The sequence below is a fragment of the Nocardiopsis gilva YIM 90087 genome (assembly GCF_002263495.1).
Classification (GTDB): domain Bacteria; phylum Actinomycetota; class Actinomycetes; order Streptosporangiales; family Streptosporangiaceae; genus Nocardiopsis_C; species Nocardiopsis_C gilva.
Map to the genome: position 1 here is coordinate 3124528 of NZ_CP022753.1, position 15850 is coordinate 3140377.

The following is a 15850-nucleotide window of genomic DNA, read 5'->3' on the forward strand; positions in this document are numbered from 1 at the left end:
CGTTCCACCCGCAACGACGTGCCTACTCCCTGTTTTGGTCCAGACCAATCCATGGGATGAGCTGTGACTCCGACATTACGTCCCGGTTCGATGTACGGGCGTCCTGGAACAAAGAAAAGGAGAGGTCCTCATGACGGATCGGAAATATTTAAAGGATTTCACAATCCTCGGCCCCGGTGGTGTCGGCGGCGTGCTCGCCGGGCTGCTCGCCCGCGAGGCGCCCGGGGACGGGGGTGACGGTGGGGACGACCACCGCGTCCGCGTCGTCGCCAGCGAGTCCACCGCCCAGCGCATCACCACCGACGGCTTGCGCGTGGAGTCCGAGGCCTTCGGTGACTTCACGGTGCGCCCCGACGCGCGGGCCAAGCTGACCGAGCGGACCGACGTGTTGTTCGTGGCGGTCAAGGGCACCACGCTCGACGCCGCCCTGGAGCGCATCTCCGCCGACGCGGTCGAGGACGCCCTGATCGTGCCGCTGCTCAACGGCTTCGAGCACGTGGAGACCCTGCGCTCCCGCTTTCCCCGTGCTCACGTGGTCTCCGCGTCGATCCTGGTGTCGGCGTCCCGCCCCGCCGCCGGCCGCATCCAGCACACCGGCCCCGTCACGAGCATCGAGATGGCGGGTCCCGCAGCGGTGGCCGACCGGCTCGACACCCTGGCGGCGACCCTCCGGGCGGCGGGGGTCGGCGTCGACATCCTCGACAGCGAGGACGGGGTGCTGTGGAAGAAGTACTCCTTCCTGCTGCCTGCCGCCCTGGTCTGCGCGCACACGCGGCTGCCCATCGGCGAGGCGCGCGTCACCCACCGCGCGACCATGGTCGACATCCTGCGGGAGGCCCGGTCCGTGGCCGCCGTGCGCGGTGTCGCCATCGACCCGGACGAGGTCCTCAAGGTGGCGGACTCCCGTCCCGCACACGTCAAGCCCTCCCTGCTGTTCGACCTGGAGAACGGCCACCCCATGGAGGTCGACGCGCTCGGCGGTGCGCTGCTCCGGGCCGCGCGTGACGCCGGAATCGACACCCCGGTGACGGCGCGCATCGTCGCCGACCTGGAGGCCGTGAACAACGCCCGGACCGCCTGAGCGGGGGCCGGTTCGTGCGGCGGGCGGGGTGCGCGGCGGTCCGCGCACCCCGCCCGAGTGAGGCGCGGCGGAGGGCACAGAGGAGCCGGTGCGGAGCTCGGCATCGCGTGCTGTATCAGCGACGGCGCACCGACGGCCCGAACGTGCACGGGATCACGTCTCCCCTTAGCCGCGAGAGGTAACCGCCGTGTTTCAGCTCGCCTAAATTGTCATCATGATCGATGTGCGGCGATTGCAGTTGTTGCGGGCGCTCGACGAGCACCACACCGTTGCCGGCACGGCCGAGGCGTTGCACGTGACCCCCTCCGCCGTCTCCCAGCAGCTGGCGACGCTGTCCAAGGAGACCGGGGTGACGCTGGTCGAGCGGCAGGGGCGCCGCTTCCTGCTCACCGGCGCCGCACGGGTGCTGCTGGAACACGCCGACGTCATCTTCGCGGAGATGGAGCGGGCCAAGGCCGACCTGGCCTCCTACGCCGACGGCGCCGTCGGCGTCGCGCGTGTCGGATCCTTCTCCACCGGCATCTCCGACCTCCTCGGGCCGGCCGTCGCAGGCCTGCGCGAGTCCCACCCCGGGTGGCGCTTCGAGATCGTCCAAGCCGAGCCCGAGGAGAGCACCGAGATGCTCCGCACCGGTGAGCTCGACCTCGCGATCACCATGTCCTCCGTCCACCTCCCGCACAACGGCTCACCGGAGTTCCGGGCCGACCCGATCATGGTCGAGCCGTTCGACGCGGTGCTGCCCTACCACCACCCGCTGGCCAACTCCACCGACCTGGAGCTCGCCGCCGACCTGGCCGACGTCGACTGGATCATGTCGGCGCCCGGGACCGCCTGGTACGACTGCGTGACGGCGGCCTGCAACCAGGCCGGGTTCCAGCCGCGCATCGTGCACACCGTGGACGAGTTCAGCGCGGTACTCTCCCTGGTCCAGGCCGGGCTGGGCATGGCGCTGGTGCCGCGCCTCGGCTGGACCGGACTGCCCGCGCCCAACCTCGTTGTCCGGTCGGTCCGCAACACCGCGCGCCGCCACATCGTCGCGCTGAGCCGGGCGGGGGCCGACCCCGAGCCCCTGCTGAGCGCGGTGCGCGAAGCCGCCGCCAAGGTCCCGGTGCCTTCGGGCGGCCCGCTCATCACCTCGACCGGCTGACGCCGCCGCGCCCGCCGGACCTACGGCGCGCACAGATCGGGGGAGATCACGAGGGCGGGACCGGGGCCAGGGACGCGGAGAACGGCACGGTGTCCTCGGTGTCGTCCAAGACCTCGCGAGCCACGTCGTGCAGGTACTCGGCCAGCATCCGCATCGGCCGCCACGCCCAGCCGCCCGTCCGGCTCACCAGGGAGATGCGTCGGCTTCCCCCGAGCTCGCCGAGCGGGGAGTGGGTGACGCCGCGCCGCGTCACCGCCGCCAGCTTCGGCATCACGCCCACGCCGCGCCCCGAGGCCACCACCTGCTCCACCACGTCGAGGTTGTCGATGCGGTGCCGGATGCGCGGGGCGAACCCGGCGGCGGCGCACATGCGCTGGACGAGCTGGTCCTCGTCGCTGCCGCGCGAGTTGGAGATCCACGAGGCGGACGCCAGAGCGCGCAGCCGCTGCCGGGTCAGCGTGCGACTGGACGCCGGCGGCCCGGAGGGCTGGGAGAGCAGCAGCGGCTCGCTGCCCAGGCGATGCAACGTCAGGGTGTCCGGGAAGTTACGCGGCACCAGGCTGTACTCGTAGACGAGCCCGATATCCGCGTCGCCCGTCTGCAGCAGGCTCAGCGCCTCGTCCGGCTCGTGCTCGATGAGGCGGACGTCGATTCCGGGGTGGTCGTCGCGCAGCCGCCGCAGGGCGGGCAGCACGATCGGTGGGGCGGCGCTGATGAAGGTCACCAGGTCGATGCGGCCGACCGGCTCTCCCTCACCGGCGAACTCGGAGCGCGCGGCGGCGACGCGGGCCAGGATGTCCACGGCGTACTCGCTCAGGCGGTGTCCGGCCGGAGTCAGCCGCACCCGCCGCCCGTCCGGGACCAGCAGGGGGACGCCGGCTTCCCGCTCCAGCACCGCGAAGTGCTTGGAGACGGCCGAGGTTCCCATGCCCGTGACCTCGGAGACCGCCGTCATGGTGCCCAGCCGTTCGAGCTCCACCAGCAGGTGCAGCCGTGTCAGATCCATTCACCAAAAGTACAAGATGAATCCACTATCGGTCCCTGGACAGAAACATAGGCCGAAGATCCAATGGTCGGGTGATCATCTCGTTTCCTGGCCTGCTGCGTCGTGCCCAGACCCGCGTTCCCGCCCCACTCCTCTTCGTGTGCGGGATGTTCGCGCTGCATACGGGCAGCTCGCTGGCGGTCACCCTGTTCGGCGAGGTCGGCTCTCTCGGCGTCACCTGGCTCCGGCTGTCCTGGGCCGCGCTGATCCTGATCGCCCTCAGCGGCCGCCCCCTGTGGGCCGCGGTCCGCGCTGCGTCGACACATGAGCTGGTTACGGTCGTGATCCTGGGCACAGTGAGTGCGGGGATGATGGCCCTTTACTCCGAAGCGACGGCGCGCATCGACCTCGGGACGGCCACCGCGATCGAGTTCCTCGGCCCCCTGGCCGTCGCCGTCCTGGCCATGCGCCGCGGCCGGGAGTTCATCTGGATCGTCTTCGCGCTCGTGGGCGTGCTGTTCCTCACCCAGCCGTGGAACGGAAAGGCCGACCTCACCGGCGTGGCCTTCGGCCTGGGCGGGGCGGTCTGCCTCGCCTTCTACATCGTCTTCACCCAGCGGGTGGGAGGCACGTTCCGCGCGCTGCACGGGCTGGCGCTGTCGATGACCGTCGCGGCGGTCCTGACCGCCCCCGTCGGAGTGCCCGACGTCGTGGCCCACCCCAGCCCGCACGCGCTGCTGGTCACCCTGGGCATCGCGCTGCTGTTCCCCATCGTTCCGTTCCTGCTGGAGATGGTGGTGCTGCAGCGGATAAGCCGGGTCGCCTACAGCACCCTCGCCAGTCTGGACCCCGCCGTCAGCCTGGTCATGGGCATGCTGATCATCCACCAGACGCCGGGGTGGGCGCAGTTCGGCGGAATCCTGCTCGTGGTGATCGCCGGCATCGGTGCGGCGCGCGGCGACTCGGCCGTCACCGAGCCGCCCCTGCCCGAACAGAGCGTGCTGGGGGAGGACCGCTCGCTTCCGTCAGCCGCCGCCGAACGGCCACATCCGGACATTTCCCACCGCTGAGCCGCCGCCGGGCGGTGTCATCTCACTTCTCCCGGCGGCTGCCCCCATACTTCTTGTGCACGGCCTGTTTGCTGATGCCGAGGATCGTCGCGATCTCGGACCAGGTCGCGCCCTGCAACCGGGCCCGCCGAACGTGCACCGCCTGCAGCCGCTCGACCTCGGCACGCAGTTGAACGGTCGCGATCAGCGCGGTCAACGGCGACGCGTCGTCCCGTGCGGACTGCACCAGCTGGGTCATCCGTTCCTCCTCCATACACGGAAACCTAACGCTGTCGCGCCGCGCCGGCGTAACGCCCGCCACGACGCCGCACTTGAACCGAAACGAGGGGAGAGATCCACTAGTGTCGGGGGCAGTCATGAGCGAGAGAACTGATCTGGAGCTGCTCCGCGCCTTCGAGCCGGTGCTGCGCTACACCAAGGGCGAACTCTTCTTCCCCACCGACGTCGCGGCCTACGTGCGTACTTGCAGCCTGTGGGCCGAGGACGACGGAGGCAAGGAACGCGAACTCGTCCCAGCCGGGCAGCTCACCCTGGATCGGCTGGCCGGGGCGGAGGAGGAGTGGCCCGGCCGCTACAAGCACCTCCGGTTCGTCCAGGAGGACACGCTGCGCGACGAGGCGCGGCGGTTCCGCTCCACCGCCCGCCCCGGCATCCCGAAGAGCGGACGGTTGGCGGCGGTCGGCGTCTTCGGCCGCATCGTCGACGTCCTGGTCAAGTTTTCGCTGCTCATCCGCGGCGCCGTCCCCGGAGGCCTGGCCGCGGCGGCCGTCACCCGCTACCGCGAGCAGGTCGACCCCGGAAACGCCACCTACTACGGGCGCGTGGTCCGCGATGGCGACTACATCGCGCTGCAGTACTGGTTCTTCTACGCCATGAACGACTGGCGCTCCATCTACGGCGGCGTCAACGACCACGAGGCCGACTGGGAGAAGGTCACCGTCTACGTCGTGGAGACGCCCGACGGCGCGGTGAGACCCGCCTGGGTCGGCGCCTCCTCCCACGAGTACACCGGCGACGACCTGCGACGCAGCTGGGACGACCCCGACCTGAACCGCGAAAACGACCACCCCGTCATCTACGTCGGCGCCGGTTCGCACTCCCACCAGATGCTTCCCGGCGACTACCTCATCCAGGTCGACCCCGCCCCACTGCGCGGTGTCGTGCGTGCCTGGCGCAACTTCACCGCCCGCCTCTTCCCGCACACCTCCCAACCCGGACGCCACGGCATCGGCGTCCCCTTCGTCGACTACGCGCGCGGCGACGGCGTGCGCGTGGGCCCCGGCGGCGACCGCGAATGGGACGCCGTCCTCGTCGACGACGACACCCCGTGGGTGCACGGATTCCGCGGGCTGTGGGGGCGCGACACCCGCGACTGGTTCGACGGGGAGCGCGCGCCCAGCGGGCCCCGCTACGAACGCGACGGCACCGTCCGCTACTCCTGGGCCGACCCGCTGGCCTGGGTGGGCCTGCAGAAGGTCGCCCCCACCGATGCCGCGGCCCGCCTCGAACTCACCGCGCACCTCAAAGAACTCAACACCCGGATCGACGAGGCCGACGACGAGATCCTCGAACGCCGCGACCGGCTCCGTCGGCTGGCGGCCGCCCAATGCGTCCTGCGCCGCGACCCGCACGCCCATGCTCGGACACGCGAGTACGGCGACCTCATCGAGAAGGAGGAGCGCGAGCTCGCCGCCCTGTACCGCGAGCGCGCGCTCAAGGCCGACGAGCGCGACGCCCACGCCAAGGCCCTGGACAGCGACGAGCCCGTCATCGCCGGCCCCACGGCGCACCTGCGCTCCCCGCACCTGCCCTACGCCACCGGGGACCAGCGCACCACCCGCTTCGTGCACATCTGGGTCGCGCTGAGCACCCCGCTGCTCATCACCGCGCTGGGCGCCATGCTCCTGATGCACGGCCCCTACACCATCCCGGTGATGATCGGCGTGGTCCTGCTGTTCGCCGCCTTCGACAGCTTCGCGCGCCGCAAGCTGCGCACCTTCCTGGCCGGACTGGCCATACTCGCCCTGGTGGCCGGAGCGGTCACCGGCATCATCCTGGCGTTCATGGCGGACTGGCGGATCACCCTGCTGGTGCCGATCATCGCCGTGGTGGCGGGCCTCCTCGTCGTCAACGTCCGCGACCTCCTGCGGCGCTGACCACGCTCGGTCACCGGACATTCGTCGCGGGCAGCCCGTTTGGATCATTGTGCCGATTTCGGGCCGGTATCGCCGTGCCTTTTGACAGACTCAGGCGAGAGACGGGTTCCCTCCTGCGGCTGAATCCGGAGGTCTCCACGCGAGGGGATGGGGGATGAGCGTCGTCGACCCGGCCCAGGAGACCAGTGCGCGCTCCGGGCCGGACCCGAGCGTCGACGCGCGCCCCGATCCCGCCTCCGGCCCGCGCGCCGCCCGACTCGCCGGCCACGCCGTGCGGGCGCTGGTCGAGGAGGCCGCGCTCACCCCCAAACCGGGGCTGGTCGATCGCCGCGGTGGCGGCGCGCACCCCGACATGGACCTGCGCCTGATGGAGCGCTCCGCCGAGGCGCTGCGCCCCGCCTTCGCCCTGATGGCCGCCGCATGCGACGGCCGCGCCCCCGACGAGGCGCTGCGACGGCGGCTCGGCGCGCTGGGCCGCCGCGCCGAAGAGGACATGCTGACCGCCACCGGGGCGTGAACACCCACCGCGGCGCGATCTGGGCGCTCGGGCTCCTCGTCTCCGCGACCGCCATGCACGCCGACGGCGCCCCCGCCCCCGAGATCGCCCGCACCGCCGGCCGGATCGCCCGCATCCCCGACCCCGCGGTCACCGGCTATGCCGCACCCACCCACGGCGCGCGGGCGCTCGCCCGCTATGGTCTGCGTGGCGCCAGGGGTGAGGCCGCCGACGGCTTTCCCACGCTGGTGTCGCGCGTCCTGCCGGTGCTGCGGATCTCCCGCGCCGCCGGGCTGGACGAGGAGCACGCCCGGATCAACGCCCTGGTCGGCGCGCTTGCCGTGCTCGACGACACCTGCCTGGCCCACCGCGGCGGGATCGCGGCCCTGCGGGAGGTGCAGCGCATGGCCGCCGACGTGCTGGAGGCCGGAGGTACCTCCACCACCAGCGGGTATGAGCTGTTCACCCGGTTGGACGACACGCTGCGGCGCGACAGGTTGTCCCCGGGCGGCTCGGCCGACCTGCTGGCGGGGGCCCTCTTCCTGGAGCGGGCAACCGGACCGGAGGCGACCGCGCCAACCAAGGCGGACGAGAGAGGCGAGATGGAGGACATCGGCGACCCGGCCCGCACGGTCGGTCCCGTAGCGGCGCGCGGCGGCGGCGTGCGGGAACGCCGCGGCGACGCCCTCGGGTGACGTCTCGCCCTTCCCGGGAACGGGGCACCGTTCCCGCCGGACCGCCCACGCACTCTTCCGACGTCGAGGTGATGGACCGCATGAGACGCACGCCGATCGCTGGGGGCACGCCCTACACCGGCCTGACCGCCCGCGAGCGTGCCCGTGCCCTCTTGGACCCGGGGACGTTCCGCGAGCTCCTCGGCCCCGCCGATCGGCTCGTCTCCCCGCACCTGGCGCCCCAGGGCATCATTCCCCAGGCCGACGACGGCGTGGTGGTCGCCCGCGGCGCGATCGACGGAGCGCCCGCCGTCGTGCTGTCGCTCGACGGCACGTTCCTCGGCGGCGCCATCGGCGAGGTCTGCGGCGCCAAGATCGCCGGTGCGCTGGAGCTGGCCTCCCGTGCCGCCGCGGCCGGTGGCACCGTCCGCACCGTCCTGCTCCTGGAGACCGGCGGTATCCGCCTGCAGGAGTCCAACCTGGGGCTGCTCGCCGTCGCCGATATCCACGCCGCCATCGTCGACCTGCGACGACACGCCCCGGTCGTCGGCGTCATCAGCGGCAGGATCGGCTGCTTCGGCGGCATGGCCATCGCGGCGGGGCTGTGCACCCGGTTGATCATGACCGCGCAGGGACGGCTCGGCCTCAACGGCCCCCAGGTCATCGAGGAGGAGGCCGGGGTGAGCGAACTCGACGCGGCCGACCGCGACCTGATCCTGCGCACCGTCGGCGGGCGGCGACGGACGGCGGACGGATTCGCCGACGCGCTCGTCGACGACGACACGGGGGAGATGCGCGCGGCGGTCCGTTCCGCCTGTGCCGCCACCGCGCCCGACGCGTCCGCCCACCGCAGCGCCCGCGTCGCCGAGTTCACCGAGCGGCTCGCCGGGTGCGCGCCGGGCGAGGACGCTCGCCCCGACACCGCCGCGGGCCCGGCCGGGACCGCCGACACCGAAGCGGCCGCCAAGGACCGCCGCGGCGGCGTCTGGATCGCGGCGCTGACCGGCGCTCCGGTCACCGCATCGGCCGAGGGCCCGGCATCGGTTCTGGCGGCCGATGGCGAGCTGGCCGGTCGCGCGGCCCGATTCCTGGCGGTCGTCCCCGATCCCGACGCGCGCTGGCCGCGCGCCCGCGCCGGGGAGGTCGGTCTCGATGAGGGGCTGGCCCTGGCCGCACGCGTCCGCGCGGCGGTGCGGGCCGACGCCGCGCTTCCCACCGAGGAGAAGCGGGCCATCGTCGCGATCGTGGACACCCCCAGCCAGGCCTACGGCTACCGCGAGGAAGTGCACGGCATCCACCAGGCCCTGGCCGCGGCCGTCGACGCCTACGCCGGCGCCCGCCACGCCGGACACCCCGTTGTCGCCTTGGTCGTCGGCCATGCGATCTCCGGCGGATTCCTCGCCCACGGCCTGCAGGCCGACCGCATCGTCGCGCTCGACGACCCTGCGGTGGTGATCCAGGCGATGTCGAAGGAGTCGACCGCCCGCCTGACCCGGCGGACCCTCCCCGAGCTCGACGCGATCGCTCGCGAGGTCCCGTCCACCGCCTACGATGTGCGTTCCTTCGCCGCGCTGGGCGCCGTGCACCGGCTCGTCACCGGTGTCGACGGCGACGCCCCCGGCGCCGACACCGTCGGAACCGCCACGGTCCGCGCGGCCCTGGAGGACGCCGTCGCCGACGCGCGCTCCGCGCCCGCGGGTTTGTCAGTACGGCTGTGCTCGGCCGAGGCCCGGCGGAACCGCGCGGCATCCCTGGATGTGCGCCGCCGTCTCGCCGAGACATGGGATCACTGATGACCGAAAATCTCACTCTGGCCACGTGAACGGTGCTGGGGGTAGCATTCCACTCACGTTGCGTCATCTCGGGGTCAAGCGGAGGTGAAAGATTCGTACTGCGCGCGGCGCACCCTCGCAGTCCGGCGAACGCGGGGAGTGGGCCGGGCGACCGCGGGGCGGTGAGATGGGGCATATCATCACGTCCCCCTGCATTCGGGATGAACCGTACCGGTGCTGCGGCACGTGTGCTGAGTGACCCGCTGACGCGGGGATGGACCACGGGGGAGGCTATCGAGTGGTTGGCGACGAGCAGCTGGGCGCGGGATGTCGGGGCATGGACCCCGCCGTATTCTCCGGAGCCCGCCCGCACGATCTGCTCCGCTTCGATGACCCGGGCGCGGTTCTGCCCGAGGGACCGGAGCTGGAGCTGCCGATGTGGGCCGTGTCGGTGCTGCGCGATGTGCCGTGGGTGGTGGTGCGGCGCGGGATCGCCGCGGCCGGGCGGATCCCGGTCGGTATCCGCGGTGTCCGGCGGGCCGACCGCGTCGCCGCCTTCCTGCCGGAGTCCGCGGTCGTCGAGCGGTTCACCCCCGAACAGGCGGCTCGCTCGCACCCGCGATTGCCCGACGAGCGCAAGGCGGCCGTGCCCGCGCTCGGTGCGCTCACGCGGCTCGACATGATCCTGCGCCGCCACGTCCCCAGCTGGGGAATCGGCGGCAGCGCCGGGTTCGAGATCGTCACCGGCCTCCCCGTCACCCTGCCCGGAAGCGACCTGGACATCGTCATCCGCCCCCGCGAACCGCTCCCGCTACTGCGGGCGGCGACACTGCTGGCGGACCTGCGCGCGCTCCCGGTCCGCGTCGATGTCCAGCTGTGCTCCACCGAAGGTGCGTTCGCCCTGGTCGAATACGCGCGCGGCGGCCCGGTGCTGCTGCGGCCCCTGGACGGCTCCCCGCCGCAGATGGTCGAGGACCCCTGGCCGTATCCCGCGGATCCGACCTCGTCGGCCCGCGTGACACGACCGCGGGAGGGAAGGTAGAACGGAAACCGGAACGGACATCAGTCGCACCGGGGACATGGAGCCTCGGAGCGGAACAATCTTCACCGCGCTTTCCACGATCGCCCTGCGCGCAGGGGCGTAGGACGGTCGAATCGGGAGGAGCGCCGTCAACAGAGCGGCGCCGTTCGGGCCTCGCCTTCGGTCGGCGCACGCGATCCGCATCTGGGGAGGCGGAGGGCCCGGCAGCCCACGCGGGATCCGCTGGGGGCCGGGTATCTGGACATTCCGGAGAGTTCGGGTGATACCTACGGGTGGGTATCACTACGTTCGCCCCTTTTTACTCTCGATGACGAGGGACACCCGATGGACGAATCCGGTACCGCCCGAGATCGAGTCGACCGCAGCGCGGATCTCTCCACCGCGCCGGGGGGCGGCACGCCCGTCATCCCGACTCAGCAGGCCGTTCCGATGACAATCACCAGGGCGGACGGAGCGCCATCCGGGCCGACGATCGGCGCGGAGGAGGAGTTCTTCGTCATCGACGCCGCCACCTACCAGGCTCGGTCGCGTGCCCCCGAGGTGCTGTCGGGCGCCCGCACGCGATGTTGCGGAGGCCGACGCGGATCCACGGTCAGCGCCGAGATCACCCAGGTCCAGGTCGAGACCGCGACACCCGTGTGCCGAACCGGCCGGGAACTCTACGGTCACCTGGTCGCGGCCCGCCAGTCCCTGGCCGAGGCGGCACGCGATCACGGGCTGCACATCGCCGCTACCGGCACGGCGGTGATCGGTGATGCGGCCTGCGCACCGGTCACCGAGAACGATCGCTATACCAGAATCGTCGCGAGCTACGGCGCGATGCGCGACGCACGCGCCGTGTGCGGCTGCCATATCCACGTCGGCATCGCCGACCGGGAAACGGCCGTGCACGTCGCCAACCACCTGCGGGCCTGGGCACCGGTGCTCGTCGCACTCGGCGCCAACTCCCCGTTCCGCCTCGGCCGCGATACCGGGCACGCGAGCTGGCGCGCGATCGCCTGGGCGATGCAGCCCTCGGCCGGGCCGCCCCCTGTGATGCGGTCGGCCGCCGAATACGACCGTGCCGTCGACGACATGCTGATCTCCGGCGCGATGCTGGACCGGCACATGGTCTACTGGGACGTCCGGCTCTCCGCGCACCTGCCCACGGTCGAACTGCGCGCGGTGGACGCGACGAGCACGGCGGAGGAGGCGGTGCTGATCGCGCTGCTGGTGCGGGGTCTGACAGTGGTGGCCCTGCGGCACGTGGCCGATGGGCGGTCGGCACCGGAGCCCAGCGACCAGACGCTGCGGCTCTCGGTGTGGCGTTCGGCCCACGACGGGCTGGAGGGCGAGGCCTTCGACCCCTTCCGCCGCGAGCTCGTCCCCGCTCGCCGTCTCGCCCACCAGATGCTGGAGCAGGCCCAGCAGGGACTGGTGTCCGCTGACGCCGACTTCGCCGGACGGTTGCTTGCCCGGCTGCTGGCCGTGGGGTCCGGTGCCCACCGGCAGCGCGCCGCCTACGCCCGGCGCGGGCGGCTCACCGATGTGGTGGACCTGCTGGTCCGTCAGACGCGCCACGGCCTGGCGGCCGTGGAGGGCTGAGCACGCGAGCTTCGGGTCGGCCGGACCGAGAGAACCGGACGCACGCCCGTCGACGGGGCGGCCCTACTCCAGCCCGGACGCGCGGATGGTGATGTTGAGCCGCCCCTTCGCCAAGCCGACATCCGGGTCGGCGGTGCCCGGCAGGATGCGCGGCACGCCGTGGTAGGCCATCCGCGACGGGCCGCCGAACACGAACAGGTCGCCGCCGCGCAGTTCCACGTCGGTGTAGGGGCGACTGCGGTTTTCGGTGTTGCCGAAGCGGAAGACGCACGCGTCGCCGAGGTTCAGCGAGACGACCGGGACATCGGCCTGCTCCTCGCGGTCCTGGTGCATGCCCATCTTCGCGTCGGCGTCGTAGTAGTTGACCAGGGCGACGTCGTAGTCGGGGGTGCCGGAGGCCAGGGGCGCGCCATAGGCATCGGCCACGCCCGCGCGGGCGAGCTCACCCAGCAGGGACGGGAACGGCGCCACGGGCTCACCGTCGGGCAGCGTCCTGGAGTACCGGTAGGGCTCCCAGTGCCAGCCCAGCGACACCATCCGCACGCTCATCATGCCCCCGCGCGGCATCCGGTGCCGCCGCATCCCAGCGGGCCCGCGCGACCACTCGCGGCACAGTTCGACGAGCCTGCGCTGGGTCTCCGTGCTCAGCCAGCCGGGAACATGCACCGCGCCGGGGGAGACCTCCACGGGCTCCGCCGGGACCGCGAACAGCGCATCGCTCATGTGTTCACTCTGCCAGCGCGACACATCCGGCGCACGTCGCCGCCATGTGCCTGGTGACATGGATGGAGGGACATCGGCGGGGCACGGGTGCTCGGCACCCGCGCCCCGGATGTGGGCCGTCGGTGCGCGCACCGACTAGTCGCACAGTAGCGCGCTTAACTGACTTAGCCCGCCGCAGGTGATCACGCTGAGCCGACTCTCCTGCATGGGCTGGTCACCATTCTCGGTAACAGGACCTTCCATCGACTGCAGGTCAAGAATGTAGGACATGGTGATCCACTCCGTTCTGCCGGGGGCGTCCCCGACGCTGTCGGGTGTTAAGGGGCCGGGAGAACCCGGGCCCGAGATGGTGCTTTGGTTCGATGTGGCCGGTGCGCTGATCGCCGCCGAGCCCGGGGCGGATGCTCCTTTCCTTGACGGGGATGGTCGGGTCTCGGGGGTGCCTTACCCGTCGGGGGAACGGGCGGCGCGCGTGAGGAAGGGGAGGATCGGGACACGGTCGTCGCGGACCGTGGCCAGCGCGAGGAGGATTCCGGCGCTGCCGGTCGCGAGGTCCATCGAGAGCCGTAGCAGCTGGTCGCCAGGGAAGGCGATCTCGCCACGCAGGCCGACCATGTGCCAGCGCAGCCGGTCGCGTTTCATCGCTATGAGCTCCTCCAGCCGCTCGTCGCGCGTCTCCGGCCGCCGCAGGTGGGTGAGAAGGCCGAGCAATCCGGCGTTGCCCTGGAAGAGCATCGGGAACACGGCCAACTCAGGCTCTGCCGCGCGGCGGATCCGCGCCAGGGCAGTTGTGAAGGTTGGATTGTCCCGGTGTCGCAGGAACTCATCGATGACCAAGCCGATGCCAGCCGAGCCGTCGGCGACATAGGGCATGGTGCGGTGCCCTTCGTCGACGCCCAGGGTGTCGTCGGCCTCATTGTGGGCACAGGCGCGCAGGTCCTGTTCCAGGGCCTGTTGCGCCAAGTCGAGGTATCCGTGGTCGCCCGTCTCCCGGTGCAGGTGGATAAAGAGCAGTGCGCTGCCGGAGGGACCTCGAATCAGTCCGGCCGGTCCCCGACCGCCGCGCTTGTGCCCCGCACCGTGCGCCGGTCCTTGGGCGAGCCGGTCCGCGAGCAACTGTGCGTCGTTCACTGCCGTGTCGAGCAGACTGCGGTCGCCGAGCCGACGAAAGAAGTGCAGCCGATTGAGCGCGATCCCGCTGAGCCCGCTGAAGAGACCATCGGCCAGGGTCGTCCTGTCCTCGCCGTGGGCTGCTGTCTCTAGTGTTTCGAGGGCTTCGTCTCGGAGGCCGATCTTCTCCAGGGCGTAGGCGATGCCGTGCAGGCCGTCGTAGAAGCCGAGCCGGTGCGGGGGACGCTGCGCGCGGACGCGGCGCACTATCCACTCCACCCAGGTCTTCCATTCCTCCGGCTCGGTGTGGCGGCTGTGTCCAGAGACAGAGAGGGCATAAAGTACTCCGGCGGCGCCGTGGGCCAGGCCGAGCCCGGAGGTGGTGAACTGCTCGACGTCGCCGGGGAAGAGGCGGTCGGTGCGCTCAGCAGTGGAACTCGCTCGGATGGCACGAGCGATGGAGGCCTCGATCGCTGGCCAGTCAGGGCGCTCCGGCTCCTCCGGTCTCCGCTCACGCGGATGTGGTCGTCGGTGACCTTCACCCGAAATGAGGGCGGCGGAGCGCGCCATCTGCTCCGGCATTCCGGCCCAGGGAGAGGGGCCGACGTCGAGGTCGGCGAGCACGTCCCGGCCCCAGGTGGCGGGGACGGGAAAGAGTTCCTCAACGGTCTCGACCAGTGTCCGTGCCTTGCCCGTGTCGAGCGCGCACAGCATGGTCAGCGGCAGGAACGGTGCGATCTTCACGCAGCCCAGCGCATAGCGGTCCGTCGCGAAGGCCCCGCGGCGGTCAGGCGGTGTGAAGGCGGGGGCACCGAGGCCGATGCGCGCGCCCTCTTCCCCTCGGGTCGCGAGTTCGAAGTCGGCGAGGGCGATGCGGCCGTCGTCGCGGAGCAGCACGTTGCCGGGATGGAGGTCACCGAACGCGATGCCCCGCTCGTGCAGCTGCTCGACCGCTCGCTCGACCTGTGCGGTGATGTCCAGGGCCCAGCGCGTGAAGTCGGCCTTCGCGGCCGAGTCGGGTTCGGGGCGGATAAGCGGGTGGCGTCGGACGACTTCGCTGTTGAGGGTGCCCCCCTGTGCGTACTCCTGGACGAGGAACTCGTGTTCCCAGACCGTGAACCGTCCGTGAACGTCGATGACCACGTCGATGTCGGCGAGTTCGGTCAGCATGTCGTACTCGTGCCGCAGCCGTGTGATGGCGTCGCGACCGGCCGGATCGAGCGCCGCGTGCGGGCGTGCCTCCTTGAGGACGACCTTCGTGCCGCTCTTTTGGTCGTCAGCTAGGTAGATGCCGCCGCCGTTGGAGAAGTGCAGAGCCGAGCGGATCACGTAAGGGAAATCCGCGGGCGGTTCGCTGTCGCGCCGTTCTTCCAGGAGGGGGCGGAGGAATTCCGGCGGATCTACCCAGTCGGGGCAGGAGAACACCGGAGCGCGGCGGTCCGGACAGAGCCGCCCTTCGGGGTCCTCGATCGCCGGAACCGATTCACCCCATTCATTCCGGACGTGCCGGAATTGGAAACCGCCGTATCGGACGTAGAGCGGGCCGTCTTTCCAGCGGAGATCGCTGAGGATGTAGGGGCCGCCGAGTCCGTGCAGTCTCGGGGAGAGTTCGTTAAGTGCGGCGTGCAGCTCAACGTCCGATGGTGGGTAGATAGTAATGAATTTGCCACTCCCGGAACGGTCGGCGTACTTGTGGTTCTGTGCGAGGAAAGCTCCTTCATGGGCCAGGAACTTGAAGGAAATTCCAGTGGAGAAACAGTAGTCCGACGTGATGTCCAGGACCTTCTGTGGAGATTCCAGGTTCGCTGAGACGTGGATCTTCCAGCCTTGGGGTGGGAGCTCGTCGTCCTGTCGAATGTAGTGGATCCACGGATATTCGGCGCTGATCGACCACGATTCGTTACTGGGAGTCGGGGGGCAGGTGTAAGGGGTGCAATCTGTCTTTCGATTGCCAGGATCGTCGTAGAAGAGACGATCGTCGAGACAGTACTGGAAATAGTCGAGCTTCAT

General features: G+C 71.0%; 12 protein-coding genes and 1 pseudogene. 8 read left to right on the top strand and 5 right to left on the bottom strand.

The features are described 5' to 3' along the window. Positions 1 to 130 precede the first annotated feature (130 nt). Together CDO52_RS14245 and CDO52_RS14250 are read left to right on the top strand one after the other, a co-directional pair. Entirely contained in the window at positions 131 to 1081 is a 951-nt protein-coding gene (locus CDO52_RS14245) for a ketopantoate reductase family protein (protein ID WP_051060921.1), read from the top strand. A 214-nt stretch (positions 1082 to 1295) separates the two neighbouring features. After that, on the top strand, positions 1296 to 2228 hold the full coding sequence (locus tag CDO52_RS14250) for a LysR family transcriptional regulator (RefSeq protein ID WP_017621170.1): 933 nt from the start codon (positions 1296 to 1298) through the stop codon (positions 2226 to 2228). 46 nt (positions 2229 to 2274) lie between these two features. Here the strand turns inward: CDO52_RS14250 and CDO52_RS14255 are convergent, their stop codons facing one another. After that, complete coding sequence (locus tag CDO52_RS14255) at positions 2275 to 3234, bottom strand: LysR family transcriptional regulator (RefSeq protein ID WP_017621169.1); 960 nt, start codon at positions 3232 to 3234, stop codon at positions 2275 to 2277. A gap of 71 nt (positions 3235 to 3305) precedes the next feature. On the opposite strand from CDO52_RS14255, the gene CDO52_RS14260 reads away from it, so the two are divergent. Next, positions 3306 to 4283, top strand: coding sequence for an EamA family transporter (locus CDO52_RS14260; protein ID WP_017621168.1), 978 nt, complete (start codon positions 3306 to 3308; stop codon positions 4281 to 4283). A gap of 22 nt (positions 4284 to 4305) precedes the next feature. Here CDO52_RS14260 and CDO52_RS14265 read toward each other — a convergent pair whose 3' ends face one another. Next, positions 4306 to 4521, bottom strand: coding sequence for a helix-turn-helix domain-containing protein (locus CDO52_RS14265; protein WP_017621167.1), 216 nt, complete (start codon positions 4519 to 4521; stop codon positions 4306 to 4308). Positions 4522 to 4639: 118 nt separating this feature from the next. Between CDO52_RS14265 and CDO52_RS14270 the strand changes: the two genes are divergently transcribed. The 5 genes and pseudogenes from CDO52_RS14270 to CDO52_RS14290 all read left to right on the top strand — a co-directional run bounded on the left by CDO52_RS14270 (position 4640) and on the right by CDO52_RS14290 (position 12007). Then, on the top strand, positions 4640 to 6439 hold the full coding sequence (locus CDO52_RS14270) for a hypothetical protein (protein WP_094932441.1): 1800 nt from the start codon (positions 4640 to 4642) through the stop codon (positions 6437 to 6439). 154 nt (positions 6440 to 6593) lie between these two features. Further along, a pseudogene (locus CDO52_RS14275) lies at positions 6594 to 7630 on the top strand (triphosphoribosyl-dephospho-CoA synthase). Between the two features lie 80 nt (positions 7631 to 7710). Then, the gene (locus CDO52_RS14280; RefSeq protein WP_094932832.1) at positions 7711 to 9402 is read left to right on the top strand and encodes a biotin-independent malonate decarboxylase subunit beta; all 1692 of its coding nucleotides are present in this window, start codon (positions 7711 to 7713) and stop codon (positions 9400 to 9402) included. A gap of 316 nt (positions 9403 to 9718) precedes the next feature. After that, positions 9719 to 10423, top strand: a complete 705-nt coding sequence (locus tag CDO52_RS14285; RefSeq protein ID WP_017621165.1) for a malonate decarboxylase holo-ACP synthase — start codon at positions 9719 to 9721, stop codon at positions 10421 to 10423. Between the two features lie 429 nt (positions 10424 to 10852). Next, entirely contained in the window at positions 10853 to 12007 is a 1155-nt protein-coding gene (locus CDO52_RS14290; protein ID WP_152471855.1) for a carboxylate-amine ligase, read from the top strand. A 63-nt stretch (positions 12008 to 12070) separates the two neighbouring features. On the opposite strand, the gene CDO52_RS14295 is transcribed toward CDO52_RS14290, so the two are convergent. From CDO52_RS14295 to lanKC, 3 genes are all read right to left on the bottom strand, one after another. Then, a complete protein-coding gene (locus CDO52_RS14295) occupies positions 12071 to 12730 on the bottom strand; it encodes an alpha-ketoglutarate-dependent dioxygenase AlkB family protein (RefSeq protein ID WP_017621163.1) in 660 nt (219 codons plus the stop codon). Positions 12731 to 12865: 135 nt separating this feature from the next. Continuing rightward, positions 12866 to 13000: a SapB/AmfS family lanthipeptide gene (locus CDO52_RS14300; protein WP_017621162.1), complete on the bottom strand. Its 135-nt coding sequence runs from the start codon at positions 12998 to 13000 to the stop codon at positions 12866 to 12868. A gap of 174 nt (positions 13001 to 13174) precedes the next feature. After that, positions 13175 to 15850 (bottom strand): class III lanthionine synthetase LanKC, encoded by a 2676-nt coding sequence (gene lanKC, locus CDO52_RS14305; protein ID WP_017621161.1) that lies wholly within the window; start codon positions 15848 to 15850, stop codon positions 13175 to 13177.

What these genes read in the sequence shown, in the direction of transcription:
- CDO52_RS14245 (WP_051060921.1), top strand. Translation starts at nt 131, where the DNA reads ATGACGGATCGGAAATATTTAAAGGATTTCACAATCCTCGGCCCCGGT.
- CDO52_RS14255 (WP_017621169.1), bottom strand. Translation starts at nt 3,234, where the DNA reads ATGGATCTGACACGGCTGCACCTGCTGGTGGAGCTCGAACGGCTGGGC.
- CDO52_RS14290 (WP_152471855.1), top strand. Translation starts at nt 10,853, where the DNA reads ATGACAATCACCAGGGCGGACGGAGCGCCATCCGGGCCGACGATCGGC.
- CDO52_RS14300 (WP_017621162.1), bottom strand. Translation starts at nt 13,000, where the DNA reads ATGTCCTACATTCTTGACCTGCAGTCGATGGAAGGTCCTGTTACCGAG.
- CDO52_RS14295 (WP_017621163.1), bottom strand. Translation starts at nt 12,730, where the DNA reads ATGAGCGATGCGCTGTTCGCGGTCCCGGCGGAGCCCGTGGAGGTCTCC.
- lanKC (WP_017621161.1), bottom strand. Translation starts at nt 15,850, where the DNA reads ATGAAGCTCGACTATTTCCAGTACTGTCTCGACGATCGTCTCTTCTAC.
- CDO52_RS14265 (WP_017621167.1), bottom strand. Translation starts at nt 4,521, where the DNA reads ATGACCCAGCTGGTGCAGTCCGCACGGGACGACGCGTCGCCGTTGACC.
- CDO52_RS14280 (WP_094932832.1), top strand. Translation starts at nt 7,711, where the DNA reads ATGAGACGCACGCCGATCGCTGGGGGCACGCCCTACACCGGCCTGACC.
- CDO52_RS14270 (WP_094932441.1), top strand. Translation starts at nt 4,640, where the DNA reads ATGAGCGAGAGAACTGATCTGGAGCTGCTCCGCGCCTTCGAGCCGGTG.
- CDO52_RS14285 (WP_017621165.1), top strand. Translation starts at nt 9,719, where the DNA reads ATGGACCCCGCCGTATTCTCCGGAGCCCGCCCGCACGATCTGCTCCGC.
- CDO52_RS14250 (WP_017621170.1), top strand. Translation starts at nt 1,296, where the DNA reads ATGATCGATGTGCGGCGATTGCAGTTGTTGCGGGCGCTCGACGAGCAC.